Origin of the sequence: Sinomonas notoginsengisoli (assembly GCF_021554725.1) — a bacterium.
GTDB classification, from domain to species: domain Bacteria; phylum Actinomycetota; class Actinomycetes; order Actinomycetales; family Micrococcaceae; genus Sinomonas; species Sinomonas notoginsengisoli.
Map to the genome: position 1 here is coordinate 98,813 of NZ_JAIZDP010000009.1, position 11,240 is coordinate 110,052.

At 68.9% G+C, this 11,240-nt stretch carries 11 protein-coding genes; 4 read left to right on the forward strand and 7 right to left on the reverse strand.

What is annotated here, in order from left to right; genetic code table 11:
- Window positions 1-7 precede the first annotated feature (7 nt).
- From LF262_RS13895 to paaZ, 4 genes are all read right to left on the reverse strand, one after another.
- A complete protein-coding gene (locus LF262_RS13895; protein ID WP_235780992.1) occupies window positions 8-310 on the reverse strand; it encodes a hypothetical protein in 303 nt (100 codons plus the stop codon).
- Window positions 311-345: 35 nt separating this feature from the next.
- Complete coding sequence (locus LF262_RS13900) at window positions 346-1,737, reverse strand: CoA transferase (protein ID WP_235780993.1); 1,392 nt, start codon at window positions 1,735-1,737, stop codon at window positions 346-348.
- Window positions 1,738-1,829: 92 nt separating this feature from the next.
- On the reverse strand, window positions 1,830-2,234 hold the full coding sequence (locus LF262_RS13905) for a VOC family protein (RefSeq protein ID WP_235780994.1): 405 nt from the start codon (window positions 2,232-2,234) through the stop codon (window positions 1,830-1,832).
- An 89-nt stretch (window positions 2,235-2,323) separates the two neighbouring features.
- Entirely contained in the window at window positions 2,324-4,462 is a 2,139-nt protein-coding gene (gene paaZ / locus LF262_RS13910; protein WP_235780995.1) for a phenylacetic acid degradation bifunctional protein PaaZ, read from the reverse strand.
- Window positions 4,463-4,730: 268 nt separating this feature from the next.
- Here paaZ and LF262_RS13915 point away from each other — a divergent pair, with 268 nt between their 5' ends.
- From LF262_RS13915 to LF262_RS13925, 3 genes are all read left to right on the forward strand, one after another.
- Window positions 4,731-5,552 (forward strand): GDSL-type esterase/lipase family protein, encoded by an 822-nt coding sequence (locus LF262_RS13915; protein WP_235780996.1) that lies wholly within the window; start codon window positions 4,731-4,733, stop codon window positions 5,550-5,552.
- Window positions 5,553-5,713: 161 nt separating this feature from the next.
- Window positions 5,714-6,526, forward strand: a complete 813-nt coding sequence (locus LF262_RS13920) for a GDSL-type esterase/lipase family protein (protein WP_235780997.1) — start codon at window positions 5,714-5,716, stop codon at window positions 6,524-6,526.
- A gap of 231 nt (window positions 6,527-6,757) precedes the next feature.
- Window positions 6,758-7,666: an SDR family oxidoreductase gene (locus tag LF262_RS13925; protein WP_235781010.1), complete on the forward strand. Its 909-nt coding sequence runs from the start codon at window positions 6,758-6,760 to the stop codon at window positions 7,664-7,666.
- Window positions 7,667-7,741: 75 nt separating this feature from the next.
- Here the strand turns inward: LF262_RS13925 and LF262_RS13930 are convergent, their stop codons facing one another.
- Window positions 7,742-8,473 (reverse strand): response regulator transcription factor, encoded by a 732-nt coding sequence (locus LF262_RS13930; RefSeq protein WP_235780998.1) that lies wholly within the window; start codon window positions 8,471-8,473, stop codon window positions 7,742-7,744.
- 321 nt (window positions 8,474-8,794) lie between these two features.
- Here LF262_RS13930 and LF262_RS13935 point away from each other — a divergent pair, with 321 nt between their 5' ends.
- The gene (locus LF262_RS13935) at window positions 8,795-9,712 is read left to right on the forward strand and encodes an SGNH/GDSL hydrolase family protein (RefSeq protein ID WP_235780999.1); all 918 of its coding nucleotides are present in this window, start codon (window positions 8,795-8,797) and stop codon (window positions 9,710-9,712) included.
- A 22-nt stretch (window positions 9,713-9,734) separates the two neighbouring features.
- Here the strand turns inward: LF262_RS13935 and LF262_RS13940 are convergent, their stop codons facing one another.
- Both LF262_RS13940 and LF262_RS13945 read right to left on the reverse strand, forming a co-directional pair.
- Complete coding sequence (locus LF262_RS13940; RefSeq protein WP_235781000.1) at window positions 9,735-10,454, reverse strand: tyrosine-protein phosphatase; 720 nt, start codon at window positions 10,452-10,454, stop codon at window positions 9,735-9,737.
- Entirely contained in the window at window positions 10,448-11,122 is a 675-nt protein-coding gene (locus LF262_RS13945; protein WP_235781001.1) for a hypothetical protein, read from the reverse strand. The genes LF262_RS13940 and LF262_RS13945 overlap by 7 nt, the downstream gene beginning before the upstream one ends.
- Window positions 11,123-11,240 lie beyond the last annotated feature (118 nt).

An 11,240-nucleotide genomic window follows, 5' to 3' on the forward strand; every position in this document is an offset into this window, starting at 1 on the left:
CCACGCCTCAGGGAGGGGTTCCGAGCCAGAGCGTCCACCGTTGAACCTGCTCGATGACCACCATGCCATCGAGCCAGGGGTCGTCGTCGAACACGGAAGCTGCTGCCGCGGCGTCCGGTGCTGCGACGAGGACCACGGTTGGCCCCTCGTCGATGCTCTCCCCGGCCGGGCCGCCGATCAGAACGATTCCGGCGTCCAACAGGTCGTCCATGAATGCTGCGTGCTCGTCCCACCTGTCCTGGGCCCGTCGGGGGCGGCCCGGCTCCCATCCGGGACCGGGCGCGAACGTGACGAGGAAGAGGGCGCTCATGCCCTCTCAGTTCCCCCCGTGGCGACGGCGGGAAACTATTCGAGTGGCGAGGCCCCGTAGCGCACCGGCGTGTTGGGGTACTCGAGCGGGCGGCCGCCGACGGCGAGTGGCGGCCCTACGTACTCGAGCTCACCGTAGGGGGATGCGGCCCTGCGCGTCTCAACGGGCAGCTCGGTTGCCGTTGCGGAGGGGTCCGGGCGGGCCGCGCGCATCAGCTCCTCAGCGGTCGCGATGAGGCTCAGGCGCGCGCTGCCCGCCAACCCGCGCCCGCGCGCGGCGAGCAGCGCCACCGCCGCCGCGGCCATGCCCATCCCCGTGGCGTGGTCCAGCGCCTGGACCGGCAGGGCACCCAGCCGCCGCGCGCCGTCGTGCTCGCCACCCGACCCGTACAGGTGCCCGATCCCGCACGCCGCCTGCACGATGCTGTCAAAGCCGCGCCCGTCCGCCCACGGACCGTCCCAGCCCCACGCGTTGAGCGTCACGACGGCAAGGTGCGGGAACGAATCCCGGAGCGAGTCGGCGTCCATCCCGAACCGGGCGAGCGCGGCCTGCCGGTAGCCGAGGAGCACCCCGTCGGCCCGGGCGGCAAGCTCGCGGACCTGGGCGAGCTGATCCAGATCGCGAAGATCCGCGACGGCGCTCCGCTTGGCGAAGCCCGTGTCGAGGTGCGCATCGAGCAGCTCGGGGTGGTGGGGCGGGTCGATCCGCAGGACATCCGCCCCGAGCGCGCCGAGCAGGCGTGTGGCGCTCGGCCCGGCGATGACGCGTGTGAGGTCGAGGACCCGGACGCCGGCGAGCGGAAGCCCGCCGGCGAACAGCGGGACCGGGCGGGAGGGGACTTCCTCGAGCGACCAGCGGATCCACCGCTGCCCTGCTCCTGCTTGGCCCATCGGCGTCGCGACCCACTCCTCGCGCGTCCTCGCGGCGGCGGCCACTCCACCGGCGGCACGGACAGCATCCTCGACCTCGAGGGCCGTCCGCTCGCGGAGGGCTGCGTCGAGCTGTCCCGGATCCGTGATGCCGAGGGCGACCATGAGCGCCTGCGCATGGTGCGGGTAGTTCGCGTGCACCCGCACCCAGCCGTCGCTGGTCCGGTGGAATCCGGACATCGGGGCCCAAATGTCCGGCGGGGCGCCGTTCACCCGCAGCTGCCGGATCGAGTCGAAGGAGGCTGCGGCGAGCGCTGACGACGTCGAGACGCCTCTGACGCTGGTGGCCCCGCCTCGCGCGTCGTCCAGGGCAGCGAGGGCCGAGATCAGGGCGCCGATCGAGCCGAGGGCCAGTCCCTCGACGTCGAGCGCCCCCGCCCACCAAGTACGCGGGCCGGACCACCAGTCCTCCGGCTCCGGGACACGCTCGAGGACCGGCGCGAGATGCCGCCTCAGGTCGAGGAGACCAGACTGAGTGCCACGAAGGTCCGCGTCCATGCACCCAGCCTGTCGAGGACCGGACCCTCACGCAACAGCGGGCCGGGTACGGGACCCGGCCCACCGCCGTCGTGCGCTGGAAAATCCAGCTACTACATGGTGTATTCCGTGACGCCGCCCTCATGCAGGCAGAGGATGTTCCCATCAGGATCCGCGAACCAGGAGGAGCGCTCGCCGGGCACGGAGTAGATGTGGTGCTCGTCCGTCTTGAGATCGGGCAGGTCGTAGTCCTCGAAGTGCACGCCGTGTCCTTCGAGATCCGCCATGGCCGATTCGAGGTCGTCGACCTCGAACGTCAGGGCGGTGTGGCCCGAGTGGACGGCGTTCGCGTCCACCATCAGGCCCAGTGATGCGGATCCGGCCAGACCGAGGATCGTCATCCCGGTCGGGTCCTTGCCGCGGACAGGGAGCCCCAGCGCTCCCTCGTAGAAGTCCTTCGCGCGCGCCTCGTCGGCCACGGTCAGGATGGTAGTTGCCGGTCTTGTTGCCAGAGTCATGGCACACCTCCACGAGGGGAACTGACCCGCCCAGTTTAAGCCCGTGAGGTGGGTTTAGACCTCGGAGGTAGGTCGAATTGCCGACGGCGTCAGCCCTTCTTGGGCCACTCCTTCTCCACGAGTGTCAGGACGTCGTAGTTGGCAATGAGCTCGTCATCCTGGTTGGTGAGGACGGCGTCCCAGCGGACCTCGCCGTACTCGTCGGTGACGCGCGGGGTGATCTGCTTGGCCGTGAGGGTCACCCGGATCGAGTCGCCGGCCGGGACGGGCTGGAGGAAGCGCAGGTTGTCGAGGCCGTAGTTCAGCAGCACGGGGCCCGGCTCGGGCGAGACGAACAGGCCGGCTGCCCAGCTGACGAGCAGGTAACCGTGCGCCACGATGCCTGGGAACACACCGGCGGCGCGGGCAGCCTCGTCGTCCATGTGGGCGTAGAACGTGTCGCCGGTCTCCGCAGCGAACTTGGCGATGTCCTCGCGGGTGATCTGCCGCAGCTCTGAGCGCATCGCATCGCCCACCCGCAGCTCGGCGACGGACTTGCGGAACGGGTGCGTCGACGGATCGGCCGGATCCGCGAGGCGCCGGTCCGCTCCCGTGTGCCACACGCCGGTCACGGCGGTGAGCATGTTCGGCGAGCCCTGGATCGCCGTGCGCTGCATGTGATGCTTGACGGAGCGGATGCCGCCGAGCTCCTCGCCGCCTCCCGCACGGCCCGGGCCGCCGTGGACCAGGTGCGGGACCGGTGAGCCGTGGCCGGTGGAGGTCTTGGCGTCCTCGCGGTTGAGCACGAGTACGCGGCCGTGGTGCGCGGCGATGCCTGTCACGAGGGTCTGGGCGACCTCGGGATCGTTAGTGGCCACGGACGCGACGAGCGAGCCGGCGCCCATCGCGGCGAGCTTGATCGCCTCGTCGAGGGTCGAGTACCCGACTACCGACGAGACCGGCCCGAACGCCTCGGTGCCGTGGAGCGCGGGGGCCGTGACGTCAGCCCAGGTCAGGACCACAGGGGACATGAAGGCGCCGTCTTCCACGACGGCCTTCTCACCGCTCGCCGTGACCACTTCGGGGGCGTCCAGCGAGCCGAACGCGATGCGGCCGCCAGCCGCCACGAGGGACTCGACGGCGCCGCGGACGTCAGCGAGCTGCTCGAGCGAGGCGAGCGCGCCCATCGTCACGCCTTCGGCCCGGGGATCGCCGACCACGACGCGCTCAGTGACCCGCGCGCCGATGGCGGCAACAACGTCGTCCACCAGCTCGGCCGGGACGATGCTGCGGCGCACGGCCGTGCACTTCTGGCCAGCCTTCACCGTCATCTCGGTGACCACAGACTTGACGAACGCATCGAACTCCGGGGTGCCCTTGACCGCGTCGGGGCCGAGGATCGCGGCGTTGAGCGAATCGGTCTCGGAAGTGAAGCGGACGCCGCCGTGGACCACGTTCGGGTGTGACTTGAGCAGGTTTGCCGTGCCCGCGGAGCCGGTGAAGGAGACCATGTCCCGGTAGTCCAGCTCGTCGAGGAGCATTCGCGCGGAGCCGGAGATGAGCTGGATGGAGCCGGCGGGGAGGATGCCGGAATCGACCATGAGACGGACCATGGCCTCGGCCACGTAGCCGGTCGGGGTGGCGGGCTTGACGATGGTGGGGACGCCCGCGACGAACGCCGGGGCGAACTTCTCGAGCATGCCCCACACGGGGAAGTTGAACGCGTTGATCTGCACGGCGACGCCCGGGATACGGGTGTAGATGTGCTCGCCCGCGAAGGAGCCGTCCTTGGACAGGACCTCCATCGGCCCCTCCACGATCACGTTTGAGTTGGGCAGCTCGCGGCGGCCCTTCGAACCGAAGGTGAATAGCACGCCAATGCCGCCATCGATGTCCACCATGTTGTCGATCTTCGTCGCGCCGGTCTTGAAGGAGAGCTCGTAGAGCTCCTGGCGGTGGCCGTTGAGGAACTGGGCGAGTTCCTTGAGCTTGAGGGCGCGTTCGTGGATGGTGAGCTTGCCGAGTTCGGCCTGTCCCACCGTGCGTCCGTGCTCGACCATCGCGGTGAGGTCGATCCCGTCCGCGTTCACGACGGCGAGCACCTCGCCCGTGCTGGCATCGCGGACCTCGGCGCCGCTCGCGGCACGGGCCGTGCCCTCGGCGGGTGTCCACCAGGTGTCGCGGACGTAGCTGGGCACGATCGCAACGCGGGTGGACTCTGGGGCTGCGGTCTCCGGGGCAGTGGTCATCGTCGACGGATCCTTCCGGTCGGGGGCCTCCATGGCAGGTTCTGCGTCCCTTGTCAGGGATTACTGACCGGCCGTTCGGTAATAGGTCAAGAATACATGGAAGGCCCGGGCCGCACGAGGGGAGCCGAATCCAGAGCCCACGACCTCTTCCGCGTCCCGACTCCCCTGCTTATTATTGCGGTCGTCAGGACTGACCGCCCCAATGGCGCCAGCCCGCCCGCTGGGGGACGGACGACGTTGCGGGGCACCTCGATGGAGGAGCCCACCAATGAAAACGCACACCAACCACTTGCCCGACCACAGGCCGTCCCCCCTCGCGCGGGCCATTCTGGCCCTGCTGACGGCCTTCGGGCTCGTCGCGGGCATCACGGCACTGCCCGCCTCGGCAGACTCGGGGCCCGCGTACTTGGGGCTCGGCGATTCAGTTGCCGCCGGGACGGGCGGCTCCATCTACGTCGATGCCCAATGCCTGCGCACGGCCACGGCCTACACAACCCAGCTCGGCGGCGTGAACGCTGCCTGCTACGGCGCCACGACCGACCAGATAGGCGGTCAAGCCACTGCTGCCGGACTCAACCCGGCGACGAAACGCGTGACCATCACGGTCGGCGCGAATGATGTCAACGTGGGCGGCGTCGCCGCAGCCTGCGTGCCAGTCCAACCCGACCAGCCAATCAACCAGACCGCCTGCCAGAACGAAATCGCATACTCGACCACGGTGCTGCTCCCGCAACTCCCGCTCAAAATCGCCAAAGCGATCTCAGATGTGCGAGGACAGGCTCCGAACGCCCGCATCACGCTCACCGGCTATCCGCTCCTCTTCACGGTGTCTGGCCTGCCAGCCGCTCTGCAGCCGGTCGCAACTCAGATCAACCTCGCCACTGCCGCTCTGAACGCGACGATCGCTGGCTCGGCTCTCCGCAGCGGTGCGCTATACACCGACGTGACGTGGCGGTTCCTCGGCCACGGCTACGGCTCTCTGCAGCCGTGGATCAACGCTCCGTCCACGACCGATCCGGGCGCGCTACATCCGAATGACGCGGGATACACCCTCGGCTACGTTCCAGCCGTGCGCCCGTTCGTACTCTGAGCACCGACCCCTGGGGGCTGCCAGTCACAGGGGAGCCGAAAGGCCCTAGGGACTGCACGGCCGCCCGGGAAGGATGGCCTTTGACAGCCCGGCTCGACCGGCCGTCCGCCACCTGGGGGCGCCGCGCAAGCGGCTGCGCCACATCACTCTAGGAGTCTGAAGTGAACCTCACCAGAATCCGCCGCTTGGGCGCAGCAGTCGCCGCGGCGATCACTCTCATCGCCGCCGGAGGTGCTGCGGCTCCCGCCCTCGCCGCACCTGCTGCGCCGCAGTCCGGCTGGTACTACGCACTCGGCGACTCATACGCAGCAGGTGTGGGCGGCGGGGCCCTGATCCCCGATGGGACGTTGTGCGGCCGGACCTACGGGTCGTACCCGGCCGATCTCGGCGCGAAGAAGAACATCGGCTGCGCCGGTGCCACGACCGCGGACGTGATCCAGCAGGCCAGGACCATCCCGACCAACACCGGGTACGTGACGGTCACGGTGGGGGCAAACGATCTCGGCCTGGACAAGATCACAGCCGCCTGCCTCGCCGCTGACCCGAACAACCCCCTCACATGGAGTACATGCCTTGGCCAGCTCGCCGCTGCACAGGGGCAGCTCGGGACCGTTGCGGCGAACATCCCGGCGATCATCGCGGCGATTAGGGCCAAGTCCCCGAACGCGCAGATCGTCTTCACTGGCTACCCGCACCTCTTCCTCGCCGGGCTCAGCCCCCTGACGGACCAAGTGAACGCGGGCATTGACGCGCTGAACGCCACGATCTGGGCTGCCGCGACCGGCGCCGGCGCCCACTATGTGCCTGTGTCCGGCATCTTTACTGGGCATGAGATTGGAAGCCTCACGCCTTGGATCAACGGCCCCGGGGCGGGTGCTGCGGCCTTCCATCCCAACGCCGCCGGCTACCTCTATGGCTACAAGCCTCTCGTCGGGGCCGCCCTCGGCCTCCCGGTCCCCGCTCTCGTGGGCTAACCGCCTCGAGTAGCACCACCAAACGCACGACGACGACGATTCGCGACCGTCGTCGTCGTGCGTTTTCGCTGTGCCCGCGAGACGGACCAGTATTGGCCCGTCACCCGTGCATTTCCCTGTGGGATGACCAGAGTGCCGGATACGCGCTTGTGCGTATGGCGCGGGCCCCTGCACCGGATGACACTGGCATTGGCGGAACAACTCCGAACGCGATGAAGGGCCGTGGTCACGATGATCTTGGTTGTCGGGGGAACCGGAGAACTCGGGGGCCGAGTAGTTCGCCTGCTGCGGGCAAAGGGACACGACGTGCGGTGTCTTCTCCGGTGGCAGACCGACGACAGCAGGCTGCGGGAGACCGGCGCAGAGATAGTGCGCGGCGACCTGACAGACCCGCCGAGCTTGAACGACGCATGCCGGGGAGCAGCATCGGTTGTGGCGACCGCCACCGCAATCGTCAGGCGGCTCGAAGGCACGAGCACCGCGACCATCCGGCAGGTCGATGAGGAGGGGATGGCCTCGCTGGTCAAGGCGGCCGAGACTGCCCGAGTGCAGAGATTCGTCTACGTGTCCTACGCGGGCGTGGGCTCTGGAATCGGAACCGCGTTGGAGCACGCCAAACAGGCAACGGAAAGTCTCCTCGCCGAAACGCCGATTCAACGAGTGGTCATTCGCCCCGATTCCTTCCAAGAGATCCACCTGGGGCCCGTCGGCCGCTTCGACATGACCAGCGGAAAGGCCGTGGTCATCGGGAAGGGCGACAACAGAATTCGGTTTGTCGCGACGGACGACGTTGCAGCTCTCATCTCCTCGGTCGTACTGGAGCCAGAGCCGCCGTCGGTGATCGAGTTCGGTGGACCCGAGGCCCTCTCCAAGAACGAAGCGGTGGAGATCGCCGGAGAGCTGCTGGGCCATCGGATGAAGGTCCAGCGAGTGCCGCGGCCACTGGCCAGACTCGCCATTCGCCTGCTCGCCCGCCCCAATGACGCGATGGCCGCCGTCTTCGGGAACGGACTGCTGCAGGACACCGGAGACGTGAGCTGGGACGACCAGCCGCTCCGCCAACGCGGGATCGTCCCGAGGAGTGCCAGCGACTTCCTGCACGAGCAGGCCCAGCGGATTGCAGCTAGGGCCGGGGAGTAGCAGCTGAACCGGTCGATCACTTGACTCTGCTCGAGCGCGACTCGGCGCTTTGCCGGGACCGGCGGCGACGGGCGCCTATCCCCCGCGGAGGATCCTGAGGGCGTCGATGCGGTTCGTGCACCCCAGCTTCGCGTACGCGTGCTCCAGGTGCTTCGCCACCGTCCGGGCGCTGATTCCGAGGAGATGGCCCACTGCCGCGCCCGTGAGCCCCTTCGAGAGCAGCTGCAGGATTTCGCTCTCCCGTTGGGTCAGCGGATGCTGCTCGCCCCCGGCCACGAGGTCCAGCGGCGACCCCGAATCCCCGTAGGCCATATCGAGCAGGCGCAGCATCGGCTGGACGTGCGCGGCCAACTCCACCTCACGGTCCGAGAAGTCAACATTCCACCGGTTGATGCCCCAGCCTGCGTAGCCCCGGTGCCGGGCCCACCTGCACAGCAGCGACAGCTCGCGGTTCGACTCCCGGGGGCGGAGGCCGTCCTGAAACGCCCGGGTCCTGTACAGCTGCAGGTCCGTGGCCACATCGCTCAGCCGCCGGGGTACCCATGCACCCGGCAGGGACTCGTCGAGGAGGTTCACTCTGAGGGGATGGTCCGCGTATACGTCGATCAGTCTCTCCGCCTGGCGCCCGAACGGGTGGTCCTGAGGCTGGGAGCGGATCTCGGAGGTCCGCGCTCCCTTGTCAAAGGAGATAAGTGAGACGACGTTAGACGGGAACAGCTTCGCGAGCATCTCCGCCCCGGCGCCGAGGTACGCCTCTCGCCCCGTCAAGCTGTTCAGTTGCGCTGCGAGGTCTGCTGCTGGGTCCATCGCCCTCACCCCTGGCCTGGAAACCTGCGGCACAAGAGTAGGACTGCGCGCAGGTACGCACAAGTTCGTATTCAGCCGCACGCCGCCACCATGGACCCGAAGCCACCAGAAGGAAGAGCGCTGGAGCCCAATCGCGGAGACCACGGGGCCAGTGGCCTCGGCCAGCTCCGATCAAAGAGCATCCGTTGCCGCGGCGAGGATATCGGGAGACTCATCGGCGGGGCATGTTGTCTGCGTCACACCCGGGTTAGGATCTGCCCTGTTCGTATCTACTCGGCGCCGGTGAGGGGACCGCTGGAGCCATGACTCCCGGAGGCCCCTATGCCATCTCTCCTTCGCCGGACGGCCGCGTCCGTTCTGGCGTTCGCCGCGCTCGTCGCCGCGGGTTCCACAGTCCCCGCGGCGGCAGCACCGCCGTCGCCCCTGAACTACGTCAACTTCGGCGACTCGTATTCGGCCGGATGGGGCGCCTACCCGCCCACGGCGGGGCAGAATCCCAACATCACAGCCGCGCCGTGCCCGATCGGGGGGCGCCCCGACCAGGTAACGATGCTCGCGCACCTCAAGTCCGTTACCCTGTCCGGTGACTACGCATGCGCAGGGGCCACCGTGAGCGCAGAGCCCTCGATTCCCGGGACCCCGACCATCGCCCAGCAGGCCATGCTGGCCGCCTCGGACGGCAAGCTGAACCCGTCCACAGGCCTCGTCACGCTGACGGCCGGCGGCAACGACGTAGGATTCGCCGACTTCGTCCGAGGCTGCGCGGCGGACAGGACCCCGAGCGCGGTGTACTGCCAGGCGCTCGCCGCTCAGGGCCTGCTCGTGGCCGAGTCGCTCAACCTCGCTGGCACCATCGGCACGATCCGTGGGGCGGCGGCCAACGCTCAGATCGTCTGGCTCGGCTACCCGCACCTCTTCGCCCAGGCTGGTGAGCCCACCACCGTGGTGGCTGGCGGCGGTGTGCTCTCGCCCGCTGCGGCCACGGTGGCCGCTGCGGCGACTGACCAGTTCAACGCCATTCTGGCCGACAAGGCGAGGGCCGCCGGGGCCACGTTCGTCGACGTCACCGCGAAATTCGACGGACACGAGATTGGGTCCTCGGACCCATGGATCAACATGGTGCCACCAACGAGCCCTTTGGCACCGTTCAACCTTCACCCGACGGCCACCGGCTACGCGAACGGGTACTACCCGGCCATGGTGAGCCAGATCAAGCCAGCTCAGCTCGTGCGCCCTTGAGTGATTGCGGTGCAGGTCCGGCTCAGGTGACCTGAGCTCCTAGCTTGGCCCGCACCGCGGCGAGTTCCGCGGGATGGAGGCCGTGCTCGAGGAGGAAGCGCGCGGCATCGAACCCCTCCGTGAACTCCGCGAGCGCGGCCTGACGCTCGGCAAGGATGGGGGCGAGCTCGGCGTCCTCATGCCAGCGCTCGTAAGGGTGCCTGACCGGGCTGACGCGGTGCCACTCATTGATGCCGCGCACGCTCGCCTCGTACTGTTCGGCCGCTGTGCGACGGGCCGAGGCGGGGTCCGCGAGGGCCAGGAGCATCGTGACAATTAGGCCCGTGCGGTCACGCCCCGCGGAGCAGTGGAGCACGACGCCGGCCGGGGCCTCTGCGATCGCGTGGAACACCGCGACGATCCTCTCGGGGAACAGCCGCACGATCCCGGTGTAGCCGTTCGGGTGGCTGAGGTAGGGCGGGATCTGGCCCGAATACGTCTCGGCGTGCTCTGGGTGGTCTGGGTCCTCGGTCGGGGCGCTCACGACGGCGATTCCCGCCATCGCCTCCTCGCTCACCTCGGGATCGGTGGGACGCCGCTTCTGCTCGCCGGGGTTCCGCAGGTCGATGACGGTGCGCACGCCGTCGTCGTGCATCTGGCGCCACCCACGCTCGGTGAGCCATTCGCGGCGACCCATGCGGTACACGTCGCCCAGCACGTGGTGAGCGTTGACGGCGCCCTCCCACCCGATGCCGCTCACCACGCACCGCTGACGGTATTCGCACGGGTGCGGCGGAGGAGTGCCACAGCGGCCCAGCCGGTGATCGCAGCCATCGTGATCGCCATCGCTGCGGCGCCGAGCGCACCGATCGCGAGCACAAGCGGGAGGGTCTGGCCCTCGTTCCACAGCGGCGGCGCGATGGCGAAGAACGCGCCGAGGCCCGCGCACCAGGCCGCGGCGGTGGCGAGGACCCACGCCCACGCCGCCACGAGGTGGCGGCGCAGCTCGATCCATTGCAGGACGCCGATGCTTGCCAGCAGCGCGATGCCGAGGACGATGCCGGCGATCACCACGAGCGGGACAGGCCACCCGGCCCAGGCCTCCACCGTGACAACCGGCATCATGCCGAGGGCCCACGCCATCGCACCACCCAGAGCCGAGAGCAGGGCGAACCTGCGGCGGTTCAGAGCCGGGAGGCGGCGGGAGAAGCGCCAGGACATGGCGGCGCCGAGGACGGCGCCCTCGCCAAGGCCTGAGACAACAAGCAGCCCGGCGCCCGGAAGGTCGTCCAGCCCTGCAGTGATGATCAGCGACTCGGCGGCCATCGGCACGAGGAAGCCGGCGAACTCGCCGAGGGACACCCAGCCGAGCCAGTACGAGAAGAATCGGTCAGTCCGTACGGAGGCAGCAGCATCGCGTGGGGTGCTCACAGAATCATTTTCCCCCACTCTTCTTGTGGGGTGGCCTCAGGTCCAGTCGTAGAAGCCCTTGCCGCTCTTGCGGCCGAGTTCGCCGCGGGCGACCTTGTCGCGCAGGATCTGTGGGGGT